The following is a 20912-nucleotide window of genomic DNA, read 5'->3' as shown; positions in this document are numbered from 1 at the left end:
CGGCCTGTGAGGGTGTTCACTGACGCGGAACACACGGCTCCTTACGACCGGGAGCGAGGGCATGAACCCATGAATCTGGCCTCCTTAGTCGCATCCGAAGATGCGGGCGGGTGGAGGCTGTGCCGACTGACGAGTTCGGCACCTGGAGATCCTGAGCAGGAGAAGGCAACGACATGGACACCTGGGGCATGCCTGACTGTCAGTCAGGTGCAGCCCTTCCAAAGGCTGCGGCACCGGTGCCTGTATCGATGCGGATGGCGACGAATCAGATTTGTCAGGCCGATTGTCACGAGGAGAGTTGCGGCAATGCCTTGTACGGCGTGGTTTGCAGCAGTGGTACGAGCGCCCGTCTCTTTCCAGCAGAAAGAGACGGGCGCAGTCTGGCGCAACGAAGTGTGCCGAAAGGTGAGGTTGCTGCAGCGCAGCGAGGAAGGTTCATCGTCTGCCGCAGAGGGCAGATCAGTCGAGTGGGCATCCATCACTCTTGGGGAGTGACCGTGCGAGCCGCCGGACGCTAATCGCACTTCGGGAGAACCACCACGCAAGTGGCGTAGCCTTAAAGGTTCTGGCTACCTGGGCTGGTGCTGTCAACAACAGCGGTCCGTGCACCAATTTTTATACCCACTCGAAAAGACGGTCAAGCGTCACGGCCAAAGCGTGCAAAAAGTGGCGACTGTCGCCACTTTTGTCGCCACGCTCCAGGCCCCGTGCTGCATGGGTTGTCGCCGCTGTCGCCGGAGTCGCCACATCTCTAGACATAGTTCTACGACAAGCTCGGTTCTAATGCTGAAACTGCGTTGCACTTGACAGAGATTGAGGGCAATTACTGATGGGTAAAAGAGGAGTGACGCTAATCAAATTTGAAATGGAAGGATGGAACGAAGTGCCTTCGACAAAAAGCGAGTGAACCCTCCGATCGGCGCGATCAAAGATCGCTTGATCAGAGGGTTTGGCGGGAAAAGCAAAGTCTCAAGCATCGAAACTTGTTGATCGGGATACAGCAGCTTCACGAAGGTTGAGCAGCGTCTGCTGCAAACGCAGCAGAAAACCGGCCTCAAACGCTTCCTGAAAGTCCCCTGGACGATGACGTTTTCGGTTCTGCGCAGTGCGATTCATTCAACAATGAACTGATTCATCCCTGAGGGGACTGATTTAGGCAGAGCTTCATCAGTTGACAAAATAGGATCTGATTGCAGTGCCTCTAGAAACGCGACGACTGCCCCCACGTCGTTTGGCGCCATCGGGTAGATCTCGGCAAGGATGGGGGAGCGGTACCTCAGCAGCCGCCCCGCGAGTTCCGCTTCGCGAGGTCGGCCTTTCTGCGCGGCAAACATTAATGGAATGGGGTTGAAGTGATGACTAATGACTTCTTCCAAGGATGTGAATACACCGTTGTGCCCCCATGGCCCAGTGCGCGTAACATTACGTAGCGGTGGAGTGCGAAATTGAAAGCGATCTATGGCCAACCCCGTCGCTTTTGCCCTTCCATAATCTAAATAACCTCCGTGTTTGCCAACGTCGAGTTGCGGCACGGCAAGTCCGTGATATTTAAAATCCGAGAACTCCTCACCTGTATGACAAACCGCACAGCGCCCTTTCCCGAAGAAAATCATCGCTCCTTTTTTTTGCTGCTGGGATAAAGCGGAGATTTCTCCTCTTACATAGCTATCCCAAGCTGCTGGCTTAAGCTGAAACGCCAAGGAAATGTAAGCTGCCAAGGCATTGCCAATATGAGTAATATCAAACTCGCTTGTAGCCGGATAAGCTGATTGGAAGAGTTTTCTATATTCTGATTGCATAGGGGTCGAGGCGGCCGAAGTGCCTAACAAACGTTTAACCAAATTACTATAAACATTCAATGTCCGCTCTTGAAAGTTGTCAGGGTCGACTGTCATATCGACTAGATCCGCATGGTAGGTGGCTTGGTTCTCACCTCCGCGGCGTACAGATCGGCCCAGCATCTCATCAGGTTCAACTTGGGGAAAGCTTGCTGCGACGGCAAGTAGATTTTCGAATCCCTTTGGCAGTTTATTACCCATAGGCGATTCAAAATTCCCATTTTCACCCATCTGTACTCGTCCATCCCAAAATAGAGCGGTAAAATCGCTTTCTCCACGATTAAAAAACGGGAGCACATTTCTGGGTATGACAAAAGCTTCTGGAGATTGAAGCCTTTGCTCTCCCACTCCGCTTGAGCCGATACCCACAGCCATAGGCAACCCGTCAACACTGCCTTTGCTACGGACGTGACAAGTCGCGCAAGTCGTGTTGTTTGGCCCCCCCATGACGGGATCAAAAAACAGCATCTGCCCTAACTTTTCCTTCGGCCCCATGAACAACGGCCTGGTAGTCATGGGCTCAACACGATAGGCAGTGAGCACTTTCCTCAGAAGTTGATCTTCATGGTTAAGTTGCGACGCCTGCAGATGGCTAATCCAGGAGAGGAAAATAAAATACGTAAGAATCGACTTCCTCATATTAAAATCTATCCATGCGATGAGCATCGACCATCTGCTGTACCGTGATTTGTTCTACTTCAAGTACCTCCAGGCCTAACATCGCCAGTTGGTCTTCTGATAGACCCTGAATTAATAGCTGTTTACGAAGTATGTCGTAGTCGTGACAGACCATCATCCCAACGTCTGCACTTAACCTGAGACGTTCGGACTGTGGATCATTTCCGATCAATCCCCGTAGCGCAGCTTCCTCATGCATTGCCAGGTCGCACTCTAAAGCGAGTCGCTTGTACTCATCACCGTGACTATATTCGGCAATAAGCGGTCGAACATAATCATGGAAGACAATGAAGCCCAGTCCGATCACGGATATCACGGGAGCCCAAAATCGAATATATCTATAGACCTTATGATTCATTTGGGAACAATCACGCCTAAGGCGTTCAGTGTTTGCGTACCCATCATGCCATCTGCAGGCAAGCTGTTATGAGACTGGAATAATTTCAGTGCCAAACGAGTTTGCTCGCCCATCACGCCGTCTATGGTGCCAGGTTCATAACCTTTGATAATCAAACCCATCTGTACGCGCCGAATTAGCTCCATGAGTTTTTTATTATTAGGATCGAAATCTGAGCTGATGGGGCTGACTGTCGAAGGCCTTCCTGCGTCTACAGGATTGCGGCTACCGGTGGAACCACCAAGACTGTTCGAACCGCTCGTTCCAAAGTTGCTCGAGTAAGGTGTTTTTGGTGCTGAATAGGCAGGACTAGGGGGGGAATAAGTCTTACTTGGAGCCGTGTAAGTCCGGCTTGGAGCAGAGTAGGAACCGCTTCCTGAACTGTGAGATGAATGCGAGGAATGTGACGAGTGGGATCGATGGGCTGCGTATAGGTTATCGCCGGGCATGTTAAGCGGACGCAAGCTGACCGGATCGAGTCTGCTGCCGAAAGGGTTCTTCAGCCCCTGCTCCAGGGCTTGCACATCCGTGTTCACCAAAGAAGTTCCGGCAATGAATGCTGACAGCGACGTGATGAATTTAGACATTGATAATCCCTTCAATTTTTTGGATTTTCATCGAATGTTTACCTGGGTGATGCCATGAGAAAAGGCCTGCACACTCTGTTTTCACTCTGCACGTAGCACAGTCCTCAGCAAACGTACGTTTCCAATCGGAGATGCTTTTGTGTGCATACGGCCACAGAGTTTGTGGCAGAGCGCAGAGTGGGGCATTCATCAAAATGGCAGGTACCTTCGCTCGCTTCAGTGTCCTGAAGCCGTGACTGAGCTCCGTGCTCCAGTCTCGAAGGTCAATGTCGGTCAGTTCAGGGTTTGCCAAAGCAAAGCCAATGGGTTCACATGCCATTAATGCGACCTCACGGACGAAAGGCAAATTACGACCAATGAATTCGCAAAGCGCTGCAAGGTTTTCCAAAACAGGGCGAATCAGCACGATTCTCAACTGAACGGCTTGCCCAAATCGACGAAGATTCAATAGACCAGCCAGTGTCTCCTCAAATGCCCCCGGACTCTGCACGACAAAGTCATGTAGAAAGTCAGCATGCCCATAGAGCGGCACCATCCATGTCACGCGCTCACTCAACCCCTTTAACATGTGCTCAGCATAGATCGGATCAGCTAACAGCCTGCCGTTGCTCAACACGTCGTACCGAGTGCTAGGATGTTGATGAGCAAAGGTATCAAGCACTAGACGCAGATGCTCACCCAGCAACAAAGGCTCTCCTCCGGAAAATCCCAATGTATGCGGAGAGCTAGCTATATGATTGGCGACTTCTACCGCCTCGTTCACCAACCAGCTATCGTCATGTTTTGTCGGGGGCTGCGAGCACATTAGGCAATAGCTATTGCACCGATTGGTGAGGAAAACAGTGTGGTGCTGGTCTGTATACCGAAATAGAACATGCGCGTGATTCATGTGGTCGGCGACGGCTACTACGTCTTCGTCCATCAGAATGCCGCCGGTTTCAACCACAGTCTCTGCCTGCCATTGGCCTGCGGCATGGAGATTAGGTGTCAGTAAAATTAGGTTGGTTAGCCCAGCACTACGCAGTTGCGCAACTTTGGTGATCCCCTCCGCATCTGCGGCCCTCACTAAAAATCTCAATTCGGGTCGCCACTGCGCGCTCAAATTCTCGAGCGAAATGACTCTAGCTACTGTTCGATATCCAACGCCATGCGTTCGTACACGGACCTTACGCATCAGAATATCCAGCGGGGTGAGCCCAGCGATAGGCAATATCGAGAAAATCGTCGTCGGCAGTTCGTAACTTACGAAAAAAGTATTCGAAGAGCCATTTATATCGTTTGCAGTGTTCAGTAAGCAAAGCAACAGTCCTCATGTCACCAAACTCAGCTTGCGCCCCCACTGGATCAGGCCCGCAAAAACTATTGAACGCGCAAATTTCACAGCCCACTGCTTGAGTAGAAATACTTGTTTCTATCAGCTGCCTCATGACAGGAGAAGTCATTAACTGTGCAAGGGACTCACCAATAGAACCTAAACGCAAAGAACAATCTCCCGTCTCGGCGAGCATCCGTGCCTCGTCGCTTGGATAGACATAACCATCGTAGTTGTAGACCAGAACAGCAAGGCCAGACCCTGTCGGGCTTTGCAAATCGACGTAACCCGCATCGAAGGGTGATAAAAGTTTGTTAAAAATTAGTGCGGCGGTACCTTCACGCAACTCAGTACCTCTGGCGTTCCATTCTAAGACACGATGCAAAGCTTTCTGATAGAAGTTTGTGAACTCTGGAAGGGTGTATCCCAAATGCTTGATGTTGCGTTTGGCAAATCCATACAAGCTTAACGGTCGTATGAAAATTTCGGTGAATCCATTTTTTACATACTCATCCACAATGGCCTCAGGGTACGCAAGAGAGGCTTTAGTTGTGGTCATCAATGCTGCAACCGCGTGTGGCCCCATGATACGCCGTGCCAGTTCGATTCCTGCCAAAGTCCGGGCATGCGAATCACGCGATGGTAATGGGCGGTTTTTATTGTGCAACGTCGCCGGGCCGTCAAGGCTCGTTGAGAGGTAGACCTGATTATTTCTAAAGTACTCACACATTCCAGAGGTTAATTGGTGCAACGTTGATGCAACCACGAAACGAATACGGCGCTTGTGTTCCAGATTCATCTTTTGAATAAGATCAATTGCTCGTTGAATAAGATCGAAACGGAGCAGCGGGTCGCCACCTTGAAACTCAATTGTCAGAGCATTGGCCTGACTTTGAAAAATAGTCGCGCAAGCAGCATCAATCTGAATTGGGGTCATTGAATGACCCACATCTTCAAGACGTCTGCTGACTTGGCAGTATTGACAAGAATGTTCGCATTGAAGGGTAGGCACAATTATGTGCAAAGACTGACCTGCCAATACAGTTTCTTTCCGGGCCGCTATTCGTGATCGTAATAGCTCTAGAGTTCCGAAAGAACTTTTTCCGGTCAAAAAATACTTAGATTGTAGTTCCGCGCGCTTTTTGAACTCTAATTTTTCAGGTGCTTGGACTAGAGCCGACAATTCCTGTTGCGTCAAAAAGGCATGGTCACCTGCAGCACTAACGGCTACAACGGACTGATCGTCGAGCCGATGAAAACCGAATGGCAGCAGGCTTCCCACAACGAAGTTAGCGTTCATTCAGAGGCCTCCATAAACATATCCAGCCGCACTAATGTATTTAGTGGAATTTTCCTACGAGTAACTTCGTCATCCAACAGTTGCGTCAAAAGCTCATTGAACGTAGGAATGTTCGATTTTTCTGAACAAAGCGCCTGAAGGCCCGCGTCCACCTGCCGCAACTCGTACCCTCTATGAATCAATTCAGCTTGAAGAGCAAGCGATAAAGGGCGGTTGATATCTACCCAAAGCTTGGCCGGAGATGACTCAGGATAGATGAGATTGATATTCGTCACGGGCAACATTCCATTGATTTGCTTTATACATTGGCTCCATTCCAAAGAGCTGATTGCATGCTGACGTGTTCTGCCGATGAGACCAATTCCAACATTACGTTTTTACTCTGAACTTAAATCTTGACGAAAGATAGCAATATGATGTCGCTCCGTCCAAGTTTTTTGGCTGACACAAACCCGCGCAGCTAACGGTGGCTTGCCTGTCAAAAAATAGGTGGGCTAGAACCCAAATCTTGCACCTCTGACTGACAGCTTTTGGCCGATTCTGTTGGAAAAGTCGGTCTGCCCAAACTGCCTGATCATTGACTGGTGAAAACGCCTTTTTTGCACGCGGCTACGTGAAGTCCGAATCCGGAAGCCCCTGCCAAAAGTAAAGATTTCAATCTCGGACGCGTACTTTTCTGATGCGCAAACCATGGCCGACTTTTTCAACAGAATCGGCCGGTTTCTGCCTGTCGCCACCTTCCGACTCGGATCGATTGCTACCTGTTGTCCCGACCGCTGTAAGAAGATCACTGCTTATCATGGATGCGAAGCAAGGTTTTCAGATCGAATACAAGCGAGGGTCAATGGAATGCTATTTCGTGAGGTATTCCAATTGGTATTCCAATCAAAATACAAAACTAATATTAACGATAATAATCAATAGGATAAATTACCGTTTCAAATTACCCCGGCCCACCAAATACGAAGCACACCAAAACCCGCCTCGCGCGGGTTTTGGTGCATCTGGGTCCTGGAAAACGCCTCCCCTTACCTCAACACTTCCTCCCCCCCTCCCGTCCATCCCCAAACACCCGCTCCTCCTGCGCCCGCAACTCCGGCGTCAACTCCGCCCCAAAATCCTCCAACTCAAACACCTGCCGAATCTCAATCTCAGCCTCAGTGCCCGGCATCGGATTCGGGCAGCGCTTAACCCACTCGACAGCCTCCTCTTTCGACTTCACCTGCCACAGCCAATAACCCGCTATCAGCTCCTTGGTCTCGGCAAACGGCCCATCGATGACCGTGCGCGCCTCACCACTGAAGCGCACCCGTGCGCCTTTGCGGCTGGGGTGCAGGCCTTCGCCGGCGAGGAGGATGCCGGCCTTGAGCAGTTCCTCGTTGTAATTGCCCATCGCGGTCAGCAGCGCTTGGCTGGGCATTTTGCCGGCTTCGGAATCCTGGCTGGCTTTGATGATGATCATGAATCGCATGGCGGTTTCTCCGTTGAGTGGGGTGACCTGACTGATAGTCGAACGGCCACTGCGTCAATCGACGGCTCTGGGTAAAAAAATCTGTCGCCGCGCAGCCACCCTGGCGCTGGCCAAGCCTTGGATTCCTGCTAACGGCTGCAGCCCCCCGGTGCTGAAAATGCCGGAAGTGTGATGCCTATAGCGCCCCGTCGAGCCCACGCGACTCCCGAGGCTCTGCATGAAGTTCACCACCATTTCCGTTGCGCGCAAGCTCAAGTTCTACCAACGGGTGGTGTTCGACCAGGTGCTGCAAAGCGGCTCCCTGGTCCGGGCTGCACAGGCGCTGAACCTGACTCAGCCGGCGGTGACCAAGATCATTCATGAGCTGGAATCGTACTTCGATGCGCCGTTGCTGATTCGGGGCAGTCGTGGGGTCAGCGCCACCGACAAGCTGTTCGCCGACGCCAACCTGAGCACCCCGGGCAACGTGGTCTAGTCGCTGCAGAACCTCACCAATATCACCCTGATGCAAGACCAGTAGACCGTGGCACTGATGCTCTACGAGGCGTCGCAGCAGTCTGTCAGCGCCGGCCGGTTCAAGGCCTTCGACCTCGGCGCGAGGCGCCACCTGTCACACGCCGTTCACTGATTGTTCAGATCCACCGCCCTATACTTTGTCGCCCTCCTCCCCGTACTGTCCTTCGGTGGCCCACAGCCCATGACGCGCCCTGCTCCGTGGTTATTCCTGCTCGCCGCCCTGCTGTTTTTCTTCGCCCTGGGCAATCACCAACTGCAAGGCTCCACCGAAGCCCGGGTGGCGGGCATTGCCATGCAGATGCACCTGGACAATGACTGGGTGACCCCACGCCTGCTCGACCAGCCCTTTCTGGAAAAACCACCCCTGAGCCTGTGGCTGGATGCCGCGGCGATTCGGGCATTCGGGGGGACGCCCTGGGCGGTGCGCCTGGCGTCGGCCTTTGCCGGGTTGTTCAGCGTGATGCTGCTGTACGGGGCGCTGCGCCGCTTCGGCCGGCCCGGGGTGATCGCCTTCAGCGCCGGGATCATGCTGGCCACCATGGGCAGCTACTGGGGCAATGTGCGCGGAGTCGGTGAAGATGCACTGCTGAGCCTGGGGGTCAGCCTGGCGCTGCTGGCCTTCTATCAGGCCCATCGACAACAGGCCGTGCAGCAGAGTGCCAGGGTCAGTTGGGGCGTGTTCGCGCTCGGCATCACCATCGCCACGTTGAGCAAGGGCGTGCTCGGCCTGGCGATGCCGGGGGTGGTGATCTTCGCGTTCCTGGTGGCCGAGAGCCTGATCGACCAGCGCTTCACAGCGGCACGCTGGGTTCGCCCGGCGCTGGTCACACTGCTGGGCTTGATCCCGCTGCTGATCTGGCTGTACCTGCTCTACCAGCGCGGCGGCGCATCGGCCCTGGCCGAGGTGCTGCTGACCAACAGTGTCGGGCGTTTTAATGGCTCGTTTGTCGACGCCGGGCACTACGAACCGTTCTACTACTACCTGGGCAAACTGCCGCAAGCCTTCCTGCCGTGGAACATCCTGGTCTACCTGGGGCTGTGGCACTTTCGCAAAAACCTGGCGAGCAATCGCTACCTGCTGTTCTTCACCCTATGGCTGCTGGCGCAGTTCCTGATGCTGACGCTGGCGTCCAGCAAACGCACGGTGTACCTGATGTCGATGACACCCGCCGCCGCGGTGATCGCGGCAGAGTATGCGGCGCTGTTGTTCGAGCGTTTGCGCCGGTACACCGCGGCGAACAACCTGCTGGGCAAGGTCGCGCGTTACCGCCGGGGGATTGCCATTGGCCTGCTCAGCCTGATCATTGCCACGTACCTGGGCGCCGCCCAATGGGCCGCACCGCGCGCAGACCGAACCTTGTCATTCCTGCCGCTGATGCAACAGATCCAGGCGCTACAGGCCGAGGGTCGGCACGTGGCGCTGTACCAGGCCAACGAACGAACGGCCGGGGCGTCCGTGTTCTACACCCGGAGCCTGCTCAAGAACCTACACACAGAGGCCGAGCTGACAGCGTACTTGCGTGCGTCCCCCTCCCACGTAGCACTGATTGCCAGCAACCAGAAGCCTGCACCGCCGTTGCAGGTGCTGCAGACCATGTCGGTGAGCCGGCAGGCGTATTACTTTGTGAGGGAGTAGGCGCGGCGGTCCCACGTTCACCCAATAAAATCGCTGACCCGCGAAGCGTTACAGCGTGGACCCCCACTCGGAATCGACCGCCAGCCCCTGAAGACAGGCCGGTGGGGGGCGATGAAATGCATGTAACACAACCATCCTCGGCAGGTCCTCCCACCGCGCGCTGGCAAGCGGTGATCCACGGGTGACAAAAATCGGTTCAGCTATCGCGACTGCGGCCGATACAGGCCATCTACACCCCTTGCTGGCTCCCAACAAAAACAATCTTCCAGCCCAATGACGATAAGCAGTGCAACGTTCCTGGAGGAATTGTTTATGAATAGCTGGTTCGCCAACATCAGCGTCAACCTCAAGCTGGGCCTGGGTTTCGGCCTGGTGCTGGCCCTTACGTGCGTACTCGCCCTGACGGGCTGGACCAGCCTGGGCGGGCTGATCGACCGCAGTAACTGGATGAGCGACATCACCCGCCTCAACGCGGGCCTGACCAAGCTGCGCATTACCCGCCTGCAGTACATGCTGGCCAACGGTGATGAGGGCGTGGCCCAGACCGTGCAAAGCGCCCTCGATGACTTCAAGGCCCAGCAACAGGCCTTGCTGGCGCAGTTCAAGAGTCCGGACAACCTCAAGCTGCTCCGCGAGCAAAGCGCGGTCATCGACGCCTACCAGCAGTCGCTGAACAAAATGCGCAGTGCCTACCTCAGTGCCAACAACGCGCGCCAGGTCATGGGCGACAACGCGGAAATCGCCAACAACCTGATCAACGACATCAATAGCCGTGTGCGCCAGATGCCCCTCAGCGATCAGCGCTTCGAGCAGTCCCAGGCCATCACCGAGGCCAAGGAGCAGTTCCTGCTGGCCCGTTACGAAGTACGCGGCTATACCGCCGACAGCAACCCGGCCACCGAGCAGAAGGCCGCCGTGCAACTGGACGCCGCGATTGCCAGCCTGAAAACCCTCAACCAGCATTTTGCCGACACCCAGGGCGACGCCCTGCGCCAGCTGGAACGGGTGCTGAGCAGCTACCGCAGTGCCTTGCAGACCTACAAGGCGGCCAATAGCCAAGCCATCACCGCACGCCAGGAAATGACCGTGCAGGGCAGCGACATCGTGACCCGCAGCGACGCGCTGTATCAGATCCAGCTCGATCGTCGCGACATCGAAAGCGCCCAGGCCCGTACCCTGCAACTGATCAGCACCTTGCTGGCCTTGCTGGTCGGCGTGCTCGCCGCAGTGCTCATCACCCGCCAGATCACCCGTCCGCTGCGCGACACCCTGGCCGTGATCGAGCGGATCGCCGGCGGCGACCTGACCCAGGACATCCGCGTCACCCGTCGTGACGAACTCGGTGTCTTGCAGCAAGGCATTGCCCGCATGGGGGTGACCCTGCGCGACCTGATCAGCGGCATTCGTGATGGCGTGACCCAGATCGCCAGCGCCGCCGAAGAGCTCTCGGCGGTGACCGAAGAAACCAGCGCCGGGGTCAACAGCCAGAAGGTCGAGACCGACCAGGTCGCCACAGCCATGCACGAGATGACTGCCACCGTGCAGGAAGTCGCGCGTAACGCCGAACAAGCCTCGCAAGCCGCCGCCGCCGCCGATGGCGAAGCCCGCGAAGGCGATCGGGTGGTCAACGAAGCGATCACCCAGATCGAGCGCCTGGCCAGTGAAGTGGTGCGCTCCACCGAGGCCATGAGCGTCTTGCAGAAAGAAAGCGACAAGATCGGCAGCGTCATGGACGTGATCAAGGCCGTGGCCGAACAGACCAACCTGCTGGCGCTCAACGCCGCCATTGAAGCGGCGCGGGCCGGTGAAGCCGGACGTGGGTTCGCCGTGGTTGCCGACGAAGTGCGCGGCCTGGCGCAACGCACGCAGAAGTCCACCGAAGAGATCGAAGGCCTGGTGGCCGCGTTGCAGAACGGCACCCAGCAAGTTGCCACGGTGATGAGCAACAGCCGCAGCCTGACCGACAGCAGTGTCGAGCTGACCCGCAAGGCCGGGCTGTCGCTGGAAAACATCACCCGCACGGTGTCGAACATCCAGTCGATGAACCAGCAGATCGCCGCCGCGGCCGAACAGCAAAGCGCAGTCGCCGAGGAAATCAGCCGCAGCATCGTCAACGTGCGCGACGTCTCGGAACAGACCGCCGCCGCCAGCGACGAAACTGCCGCTTCGAGCATTGAACTGGCACGCCTGGGCAACCAGTTGCAGATGATGGTCAGCCACTTCCGGGTTTAGGCCTGCGCGTTAAATCACAGCTGCGCGTCATCGTTGACGCGCATCGCGAGCAAACTCGCGAAAATGCCAAGGCCACCTCGCTACTGCCGATCAGTTAAGCTTTTTTGTAGGAGCGAGCTTGCTCGCGAAGAACTCAAAGGCACCGCGTTTATATTGAATGCACGCGTTATCGTTGACGTTCTTCGCGAGCAAGCTCGCTCCTACAATGGTCGGCATCGCTTTACTGATCGGTATTAGGTCGCCTTGCTCGATTTTGCCCTTACCGCGTACCGCGTTGGCGCAACGCCGACGGCATGAAGTAGGCGTCCTCCGGCACCGGTTGGGAAAAGTCCACGGTCTCCGACTCTTCGTTATCCAGGTTCTGCACGTAGTAACGGCGCGCCTGCAAGTCGTGGAACACGTCCAGCGCACTCCAGGTGGTGGGCAGGTCGTAGAAGTTCTTCAGGTAGCCCATCGACACCCGCCACAACTCCCCTCGCCCGTCGTACTGGTCCACCACGGCCGCACCCCAACTGTCCTCGTCGAGGAACAGCACGCGCTTGGAGTAGATGTGCCGCGAGCCCGGCTTCAGCGTGCCCTCCACCACCCACACCCGGTGCAGCTCATAGCGGGTGAATTTCGGGTTGAGGTGCCCCGGCGTGAGCAGGTCCGCGTACTTCACTTCAGGGCTGGTGACCTTGTAGTTGTTGTAGGGGATGTACACCTCTTTCTTGCCCACCAGCTTCCAGTCGTAGCGGTCCGGCGAGCCGTTGAACAGGTCGGTGTCGTCCGCCGTGCGCAAGCCGTCGGACGAGGCGATCGGGGTGTCGTACGCCAGGTTCGGCGCCCGACGCACGCGGCGTTGCCCAGCGTCGTAGACCCAGGCCTGGCGCGGGTCCTTGATCTGGTCCAGGGTCTCGTGCACCAGCGCCGCACCACCGGCCAGGCGTGCCGGGCTCTTCACGAAGGCCAGGTAGTAGAACAGGATGTTCTTCAGGTCGGCGAACTGCCCACCCGGGCGGTAGTAGGTGAACAGCCCTTCCTGTTGCGAGGTCACCAGGGCGAAGCTGCCGTTGCGCTGCACCGGTGCTTCGGAAGCGCGGCGCACCACATAGATTCCGCGATAGCGGGTGATGTGGTTCCACAGCGCCTCGACGCCGTCCTTGGGCACGGGGAACGGGACGCCGCCATAGGCATCGCTGAAGCCGTTGCCACCGTCCAGCAACTTGGCCGAGGTGGCGTTCTTGAAGGTGTTGTCGTACAGCCACTGGGGCGCCGAGCCGGAGCGACGGCTGGGGTAGACCGGCATCTGGAAAGTGTCGGGGTAGCTGTTGAACAGCGCGATCTGCCCTACCGTCAGTTGCCCCTTGTACTGCTCCAGGTTGGCCTTGGTGATGGTGAACAACGGCTTGTCGCCGGGGAATGGGTCCAGGTGATGCTTGCCCGGCACATAGCCCTTGGGCGCCTGGGTGATGCCGCCGTCCCAGGCCGGGATGGTGCCGGCAGCGTTACCGGCGCGCTCGGCGCCCAGGGGCGTCAGGCTGGTTTTCAGTTGCTGTGCATCCTGGGGAGACAGCGCGGCCAGCGCACTGCCGGCGACCAGGCTGAGGACCAGCGCCAGGCTGGTCTTGAGCAATCGTGGTGTGTGAAGCATGGAGATTCTCCGAATCAAAGGCAGGGCCACTGCGCCCGCATGCCAGGGGGCCTGAACCGTCACAGGAAATACTTGAGGTTAAAACCGACGTTGTCGCGGTCACGAATGCTGTTGTTCTGGCCACCGCCGTAGAACTCGGTGTATTGCAGCTCGGCCTCCAGCTTGTTCTGGTAGTTGGCCTTGATCCCCAGGGTGTAGGCCTTGCGACCTTCGATGGTGTTGCCGGCCTGGTAGCTGTTGCCCTTGAAGTCGTCTTTGTAGACCGCGTACGGCGAAACGTTGACCCCGGCGTACACGTCGTTCCAGGTGCCGTTGACCATCAGGGTGTAGCTGTAGGAGTCGCGATTGACCTGATCGTCCCGATCACCGCCCGAGACATAGGAGGTGTTGCCGGTGCCGGCGTAGTAGCGGTTGCTGCCGTCGAAGGCGGTGTACTGCAGGCTGCTGCCGCGCAAGTGCTCGGAGGCCAGCTCGAATACGCCAAACATCGAATCGAACGACAGGTTCGGGCCGAAGTTGTAGATGCTGCCCAGGGAGGTGTTGAACGCCTCCACGCGCTCGGCGTTGTTGATCTGGCTGTCGAGGGTGACCATCTGCCCGCCGACGTTGATCGACTGGCCGGTGACCGCAGCGGCTGCGCCGTTGGCCAGGTCACCGATCAGGTCGTTGGTCGCCGCAATGCCAATCGGCAGGTTCGGCCGGTAGGCCAACTCACCGAAGACCGAAGCCTGACCCAAGGTGGTGTTGAAGCTGAAGCCATACATGCGGATGTCTTCGGCGTAGCGGCGATTGGCCTGGATGTTGCCCATCACGTCGGCGGTGGCCAGGCCATTGGCCAATGCAGCGGCCTGGCTACCGGCCAGGCCGCTCAACAGATTGGTCAGGGCGTCCATGTCGATGCCCTGGTAGCCACCCAGATTGGCGGCGATGGTCGGCTCCTTGGCGTGGTAGTTGACCATGTACAAGCCGAACTCGGTGCTGTTGAGCTCTTCGGCGATGTAGCGGAAGGCGAAGCCGAACTGGCCGTCGTTACGCGCGTTGATGTCCTTGCCGATGGACGCCACCTTGAGGGTGTTGCCGTAGGCCGGGGTCACGCCGTTGGCATACAGGCCTGTGCTGCCCAGGATCTGGTTGAGCGCCGGGTTGTTGCCCAGTGCCTCGTACAGGCCGATCACGTTGCCAAAGCCCGGCACCGGGGTATCCAGGGCGGTGCCGCTGAAGTTGTTGTAGCCGGTGTTGCCGCCGTCGGCGAACAGATCGCCCTGGGAGTAGAAGGTGCCGACCGGATCGATGCGAGTTTCTTTCCAGTTGGTCTGGTAGAAACTTTCCAGGGTCAGGTTGTCGCTCAGGCCGATGTTGAAGCTGACCGCCTCCACCGGCATCAGCACTTCCTTGACCTCGGCACCCGGCAGGCGGTATTTGGCCGCGTCCACCGGGTTGGTGGTGTTGATCCCGCCGCGATAGAAAATGCCTTCGCCCCAGTTGAACACCTGGCGACCCAGGCGTGCAGTCACCGGCACCTGCGCCACGTCCCAGTTGCCATAGACGTAGGCGTCGAGCATCTCGATCCGACTGCCAGCGATGTCACGGGTCTGGTCGGTGAAGTGGTCGTCGTCGGGGGAACGCTGGCTCGGTTGCGAGGGGCTGTTGTTGCGGTAGTAATCGTTGCGATTGTCCATCAACTGGGTGTCGTAGAACGCGGTGCCGCGCATGAACACCCCGTAGTTCTGGTAGTTGGCTTCCAGCTCCGAGGTGATCTTGAACACCTCGGAAACCAGGCCGGTGTCGAAGTTGCGATTGCCGTCGTTGGTGTTGACGTCATCGTTGCTCTTGTCGCGCCCCTGGACCCGCCACAAACGGCCGTAGGACAAGGTGCTGTCGAACGAGCCCGTGACCTGGTTGTCCAGCACCTTGAACTCGGCGGCCAACGCGCCCTCGACCGCGCACAGTTGCAACAGCCCTGCCAGGCCTACCCCGGATATCGCCGCGCCCGAATGGCGTAATCGAATCCTCATGCGGTGTTCCTCCCTTCCCTGATCTTGTTGTTTTTGTGTTCGGGCAGCGGTTAAGGCGCTGCGTTGCCTGCGACCGCTGGCACGAGTCCGGCACCGACGTAAATCCGGCTGTGCGCACCGAAATGCCCCAACAACTGAAACAGCTGCTGATTGAGTAATGGGTGGTCGTAGTCTTCGCGCTGCAGCTGATTGCCGGCGCTGAAACTGCTGGTGGCCGGTGCCGTTGCCAGCCACTGGCCGATGGCCTCGTCAAACGGTGCACCGGCCTCGGCGGACTGGGCGCTGACCACCTCGCGCAGGTAGTCCACCGAATACGGCGGGTAGCTGGCGTCCTGCGCGGTATCGGCGTAGGCCTGGAGCATCGGATGCACGGGCTGCCCGCTGCGCAGCAGGCTGTCGAGCCAGGCGGCCTGATACTTCTCCACTTCCATGTGGCGAGTGGCGACCCGCTCGATGGCCGCGTGCTTCTCGCCGCCATAACCGGCCAGGGCCTTGCCTTCCATCAGCAGCATGCTGGCCAGCTCGACGCCCGGGAGCGGCTTGGCGTGATAGGGCTGGGTCAGGTCCTGAATGTGGTGCAGGCCCCAGCCAAGAAAGCGGTAGCCCCAGTAGGAATGGCCCGTGGCGAACGCCAGCCGCGCCAGGCCCAGGTACTGATAGGCGCGCCAATCCGGCCAGCTGCGCTGCAGAAAACCGGCGGCGGCGTAGACCACTGGGTTCTCGTGGAAGAAACCCATGTGGAACGGCGCCTGGGAGCTGTACTGGAATCGCTCGTCGCCGAACGGCTGCGGGCCGAAACCATAAACCGCGGCCACCTCGCCAGGGTTGTCGCTGAACAGGTTGATGTCGTGCCCGTAATCCGGCTCGTCGGCGGCGCTGGCCAGCACCGCCAGGGGCGCGACCGGTTCGCCGTCCGCAAGCAGGATGAAGCGCTGGCGATGCCACGGTGACAGGGTCTGCTCGACCATCACCTGTTCGGCCGTGAGGTGCGCACGCGCGGGCGGGTCCTGTCCGGGCATGGGCTGGATCACCATGGCCAGGTGGATCTGCGGATTGACCCGCAAGGCGTTGAGGAACGCCTGGCGCAGATTGTCCCCCGGCGTCGCGGGCAACCGCAGGTTGTCGGGGCGTGGCGGGTATTGGGCAAAGTGCTGACGGGCGAAATGCTCCTGCTGTTCGAGCAACTCGGCGATGGCGCCATATTGCTCAGTGAGGAACTGCTCCAGCGGCTCGACCGTCACCTGGGGCGCCTCGCGCAGGGCCGGCAGCGCCTGCAACGCCAGGTAGCTGCCCACCGTATGGTTGGACCAACCCCACGCCGCCGGAGCGGTGCCACAGAGCAGCAGCAGGAGCATTGTCAGCTTCATTGCTTTTGGTTCTTATTGGCTGAATTCGAGGACTGAGCCTAACAACCGACCCCGCGCCTGACACTGTCCGATCTGGCCAGAAAAGTTCTCCGATAGCGCCATCGCGAGCAGGTTGGGTAGGTGTCTACAAAATCCATGGGCACCCAAAAACTACTGTAGGAGCGAGCCTGTGGGACCGGGTTTACCCGGGATGGCGGTGTGTCAGGTCGATAAATGTTGGCTGTGCTGGCCCCATCGCGGGCAAGCCCGCTCCCACAGGGGAAATCCGTACAGTCGTAAAAACAGGCCGGCCGTTAGGCCGCCTCGCCAGACCTTACCACTCAACAGGCCGAGCGTTAGCTCGCCTGCAGCTCTTGATCTTGATCCACCCGCCCCATCGGCAGGCTGAGCGAAGGTATGCATCCGGGGGAGGCGCGTAGCGCCGTGCGGCGAAGCCGCATACATCGAGAGGAGGTGCAGCGAAGCAAACCGGAGGCGATGCCCCCGGATGGATACCGTAGCGAAGGAACCCCGAGCCTAAGCGAGGGGCCGTACGCCTGGGGCAAAGCCTTTTGGTTACTTTTTGGCGTTTGAAAAAGTGACCCGCCGTAAGGGCGGAACCAATAGCCGCCATCACCGCAGCAATGGATAAACCCCCAAAACCAAGATCAAAAAAACCAACCATGGCGGCGCTATGCAAAATCCGCAGCTTACGAAAAATCAGGCGGGATAGCCGGTGATCTGGCGGATGCTCTGGTACAGCGGTTTGAGCTGGCGGTACATGCGCAGGTAGACCTCCTTGTACAACCGCTCATAGATCTGCTGCGCCTCGGGCTGTGGATAAAACACCGTGCCGACCCGGGTCATGGACGCGATCGCCGCGGGGAAGTCGGCATGCAGACCAAGGCCCACTGCGCAGCAAATCGCCGCCCCCAGCCCGGAGGCTTCATAGACATGCGGGCGCTCGGCCGGCAGGCCAAAAATGTCCGCCGTGAGTTGCATCGCCGCATCGCTCTGCGACCCGCCACCGGCCACCCGCAAACGCTGGATCGGCTGTTTGGAACGCCGCTCGAGGTTCTCCTTGCCCTGGCGCAAGGCATAGGCCAGGCCTTCGAGGATCGCCCGATAAATGTGCGCCCGGGTGTGCACGTCGCCAAAGCCGATCATCGCGCCCTTGGCCTCCACCCCCGGCTCGCGGATGCCCGGCGACCAGTAGGGTTGCAGCATCAGGCCCATGGAGCCGGGCGGCACCGCATTGACCAGGGCGTCGAACAATTGCTCCGGCTCCAGCCCCTGCTCCTTGGCCTGCTGCATTTCCCGCAGGCCGAACTCATTCTTGAACCAACTGACCATCCAGTAGCCGCGGTAGATCATCACTTCGCAGTTGTACTGGTCCGGCACCGCCGCGGGGTACGGCGGAATCAACGGGACGATTTCCAGGTAGCGCGAACGGGTGGTGGTGATGGTGGCCGTGGTGCCGTAGGACAGGCACACCGTGGCCGGGTCGACCACACCGGCGCCCAGCACTTCGCAGGCTTTGTCGGCACCGGCGGCGATCAGCGGCACGCCTTCGGGAATTCCGGTGTGCCGGCTGGCCTCGGCACTGATGTGGCCCAGGGTTTCCCCGGGCTTGAGCAGGCTCGGCAACTGTTCGGGACGGACCGCCAGCGCCTGCCATTTCCAGTCCGAAGGTGCAGCCCAGCGCAGGCGCTTGAAGTCGAACGGCAGGTAGCCGACGCAGCAGCCTACTGAGTCGACGAATCGTCCGCACAGGCGATGGGTGAGAAAGCCCGAGAGCAGCAGGAACTTGTCAGTCGCCGCCCACACCTGGGGTTGATGCCGGGCGATCCAGTTGGCTTCGGCCTGGGCCCGAAAGTAGTCCACGGTGGCCTGGGCGCCGACCAGTTTGAACAGCCAGCCCCAGGGCCCCTTGATCCCGCCTTCGACTTCAGTCTGGCGCTGGTCGAGCCAGAGGATCGCCGGGCGCAGGGCCCGGCCCTGGGCATCGACGTTGATCAGGGTGCCGCGCTGGGTGGTCAGTGACACCCCGGCGATCTGTGTGCGGTCGACGCCGGTCTGCTGCCACAACAACTGGCAGGCCTCGCCCAGTTTGGCCCAGTAGTAGTCCGGGTCCTGCTCGGCCCAGCCGGGCTGGCTGGAGTAGTAGGCCTGCAGCTCGACCTTGCCCTTGCCCAACAGATTGCCCTGCAGGTCGAACAGCAACGCGCGCACGCTCTGGGTGCCATTGTCGATTGCCAGCAGGTAGCGCTTATTCTTGTGGTTATCCATGGAGCTCTCTTGAATGGGCACTGATATCTACACATCGTTGGCAACTGATGCCCCGCAACAACCGTGACGCAGGCTTCATGGCAGACCGTGATGGCGTTGCCACAAGGCCCGATAACGCTGTTCTTCCGCCTGCCAACGGGCATCGTCCCAGCCCAGGCGGGGCTGGCACAGCCGGCGAATGGCCGGCAGATAGTCCGCCGCCCCCCGGGCCAGCAACAGGCCAATGCGGGTGCGGCGCAGCAACAGGTCATCCAGGTGCAGGATCAGTTCCGCGTCGCAGGCGAATGCCAGTTCCGCCCACAGGGTGTCGCTGGCGCCGACACTGGCGCAGCCCAGTTGCTCCAGCAACCGCGCCAGGCGTGGCAAGTCGCGGCCATGGCGTCCGGCCAGGCGCCGCCACTGGCTGGCGCTGAGTCCCGGGATCGGCAACTGCGGCACGCTGGCAAACACCGGCGCGCCGTCATCGCTGACCTCACGCCCGAGCATCTGCCCGCAGGCCTTGAGCACCTCCAGAGCCTGGGGGCGGAATGTGGTCAGTTTGCCGCCGGCCAGGGTCACGCAGCCCGGTTCGAGCCACAGCACGTGCTCGCGGGTTTCATTGGACGGCTTGCCCGCTTGCTCACCACGGGCGCCACCCACCACCGGACGCACCCCCGACCAGGTCGACAGCACATCGTCCGCCACCACCTCGGCCTGGGGAAACTGCTGGGCACAGGCGGCCAGCAGGTACTCGAGTTCTTCGCTGCTGATGCTCGCGCTCTGGTCCAGATCGTCCTGATGATCGAGGTCCGTGGTGCCCACCACCGTGGCGCCCTCCCAGGGGAACACAAACACCGGCCGACGATCCCGCGCATGCAGGAAGGTCAAGGCCTGGGCCACTGGCAGACGCCAGCCCGGCAGCAACAGATGACTGCCGCGCAACGGACGCAACTGCGCCGGGGCATCACGGGGCCGCAGGCGCTCGGCCCAGGCCCCGGTGGCCACCGCCAGCGTGCGACAGCGCAACTGCAACGGCTCGCCGCCCTCGCTGTCCACGACCTGCACCCCGCAGACCCGACCGTCTTCGCGCAGCAGTTGCTCGACTCGCACGCCATTGAACGCCAGCGCGCCATCGGCCCGCGCTTCCGCCAGCACCCGCATCACCAGGCGCGCATCGTCGGTCAGCGCATCGACAAAACAGGTGCCCCCCAGCAACTGGTCTTCCTTGAGTCCGGGAGCCAGGTAGCGCAGTTGCTGGGCGTCATGAAAGCGATGATTGCGCCGCCCGGCCAGGGCGTCGTACACCGTCAACAGCCCGCCGAACAGCCGTGGTCCGGGAAACCCGCCACGGTAGTGCGGCATCATGAAGCTCATGGGCTCCACCAGCCCCGGCGCTTCGTCGAGCAGGCGCTGGCGCTCGTGGACCGAGTCGCGGGTCAGGCGCCACTGGCCCTTGGCGATGTAGCGCAAGCCGCCATGGACCATCTTCGAGGAGCGGCTGGAAGTGCCCCAGGCAAAGTCGCGCTGCTCCAGCAGCAGGCAACGCCAACCGCGGCGGGCCGCTTCGCGCAGGATCCCGGCCCCGCTGATGCCGCCGCCGATGACGATCAGGTCCCAGCTTTGTTGCGCCAGGGTCGGCAGTACCTGCTGGCGCCACGCGGCATTCCAGTCCTGGCTCATGCC

Annotated in this window: 15 protein-coding genes and 1 pseudogene; 4 read left to right on the top strand and 12 right to left on the bottom strand. The window is 59.2% G+C overall.

Going from position 1 to position 20912, the window contains the following annotated elements:
* Positions 1-1112: 1112 nt before the first annotated feature.
* The 7 genes from AACY45_RS15560 to AACY45_RS15530 form a co-directional block, all read right to left on the bottom strand.
* A complete protein-coding gene (locus tag AACY45_RS15560; protein WP_237885442.1) occupies positions 1113-2504 on the bottom strand; it encodes a His-Xaa-Ser system-associated MauG-like protein in 1392 nt (463 codons plus the stop codon).
* Positions 2479-2874 carry a TIGR03982 family His-Xaa-Ser system protein gene (locus AACY45_RS15555; protein WP_095145084.1) on the bottom strand — a complete coding sequence of 132 codons (396 nt, stop codon included), beginning with the start codon at positions 2872-2874 and terminating at the stop codon, positions 2479-2481. Before AACY45_RS15555 ends, AACY45_RS15560 begins: the two co-directional genes overlap by 26 nt.
* The gene (gene hxsA / locus AACY45_RS15550; protein ID WP_095145085.1) at positions 2871-3500 is read right to left on the bottom strand and encodes a His-Xaa-Ser repeat protein HxsA; all 630 of its coding nucleotides are present in this window, start codon (positions 3498-3500) and stop codon (positions 2871-2873) included. The genes AACY45_RS15555 and hxsA overlap by 4 nt, the downstream gene beginning before the upstream one ends.
* On the bottom strand, positions 3493-4674 hold the full coding sequence (hxsC, locus tag AACY45_RS15545; protein ID WP_095145086.1) for a His-Xaa-Ser system radical SAM maturase HxsC: 1182 nt from the start codon (positions 4672-4674) through the stop codon (positions 3493-3495). Before hxsC ends, hxsA begins: the two co-directional genes overlap by 8 nt.
* Positions 4667-6112, bottom strand: coding sequence for a His-Xaa-Ser system radical SAM maturase HxsB (hxsB, locus tag AACY45_RS15540; protein ID WP_095145087.1), 1446 nt, complete (start codon positions 6110-6112; stop codon positions 4667-4669). Before hxsB ends, hxsC begins: the two co-directional genes overlap by 8 nt.
* The gene (locus tag AACY45_RS15535; RefSeq protein ID WP_141234448.1) at positions 6109-6387 is read right to left on the bottom strand and encodes a hypothetical protein; all 279 of its coding nucleotides are present in this window, start codon (positions 6385-6387) and stop codon (positions 6109-6111) included. The genes hxsB and AACY45_RS15535 overlap by 4 nt, the downstream gene beginning before the upstream one ends.
* Positions 6388-7145: 758 nt before the next feature.
* Positions 7146-7583 carry a YciI family protein gene (locus AACY45_RS15530; protein WP_339546280.1) on the bottom strand — a complete coding sequence of 146 codons (438 nt, stop codon included), beginning with the start codon at positions 7581-7583 and terminating at the stop codon, positions 7146-7148.
* A gap of 217 nt (positions 7584-7800) precedes the next feature.
* On the opposite strand from AACY45_RS15530, the gene AACY45_RS15525 reads away from it, so the two are divergent.
* From AACY45_RS15525 to AACY45_RS29280, 4 genes and pseudogenes are all read left to right on the top strand, one after another.
* The gene (locus AACY45_RS15525; protein WP_339546279.1) at positions 7801-8058 is read left to right on the top strand and encodes a helix-turn-helix domain-containing protein; all 258 of its coding nucleotides are present in this window, start codon (positions 7801-7803) and stop codon (positions 8056-8058) included.
* 222 nt (positions 8059-8280) lie between these two features.
* Positions 8281-9735 (top strand): ArnT family glycosyltransferase, encoded by a 1455-nt coding sequence (locus tag AACY45_RS15520; RefSeq protein WP_339546278.1) that lies wholly within the window; start codon positions 8281-8283, stop codon positions 9733-9735.
* A gap of 273 nt (positions 9736-10008) precedes the next feature.
* A pseudogene (locus AACY45_RS29285) lies at positions 10009-11061 on the top strand (methyl-accepting chemotaxis protein); the annotation flags it as partial.
* A 42-nt stretch (positions 11062-11103) separates the two neighbouring features.
* Positions 11104-11967, top strand: coding sequence for a methyl-accepting chemotaxis protein (locus AACY45_RS29280; protein ID WP_371927841.1), 864 nt, complete (start codon positions 11104-11106; stop codon positions 11965-11967).
* A gap of 259 nt (positions 11968-12226) precedes the next feature.
* Here the strand turns inward: AACY45_RS29280 and AACY45_RS15510 are convergent, their stop codons facing one another.
* The 5 genes from AACY45_RS15510 to AACY45_RS15490 all read right to left on the bottom strand — a co-directional run bounded on the left by AACY45_RS15510 (position 12227) and on the right by AACY45_RS15490 (position 20909).
* Entirely contained in the window at positions 12227-13600 is a 1374-nt protein-coding gene (locus AACY45_RS15510; RefSeq protein WP_339546276.1) for a DUF1329 domain-containing protein, read from the bottom strand.
* 59 nt (positions 13601-13659) lie between these two features.
* Positions 13660-15615: a DUF1302 domain-containing protein gene (locus AACY45_RS15505; protein WP_339546275.1), complete on the bottom strand. Its 1956-nt coding sequence runs from the start codon at positions 15613-15615 to the stop codon at positions 13660-13662.
* A 50-nt stretch (positions 15616-15665) separates the two neighbouring features.
* Positions 15666-16982 (bottom strand): phospholipase, encoded by a 1317-nt coding sequence (locus AACY45_RS15500; protein WP_339546274.1) that lies wholly within the window; start codon positions 16980-16982, stop codon positions 15666-15668.
* Between the two features lie 699 nt (positions 16983-17681).
* Positions 17682-19250: an FGGY-family carbohydrate kinase gene (locus AACY45_RS15495; RefSeq protein WP_339546273.1), complete on the bottom strand. Its 1569-nt coding sequence runs from the start codon at positions 19248-19250 to the stop codon at positions 17682-17684.
* A gap of 75 nt (positions 19251-19325) precedes the next feature.
* A complete protein-coding gene (locus AACY45_RS15490) occupies positions 19326-20909 on the bottom strand; it encodes a glycerol-3-phosphate dehydrogenase/oxidase (protein WP_339546272.1) in 1584 nt (527 codons plus the stop codon).
* Positions 20910-20912: the final 3 nt, after the last annotated feature.

It is taken from the genome of Pseudomonas sp. RA_35y_Pfl2_P32 (assembly GCF_963970735.1).
Lineage (GTDB): Bacteria > Pseudomonadota > Gammaproteobacteria > Pseudomonadales > Pseudomonadaceae > Aquipseudomonas.
This window is presented reverse-complemented; position numbering and strand designations above follow the sequence as displayed.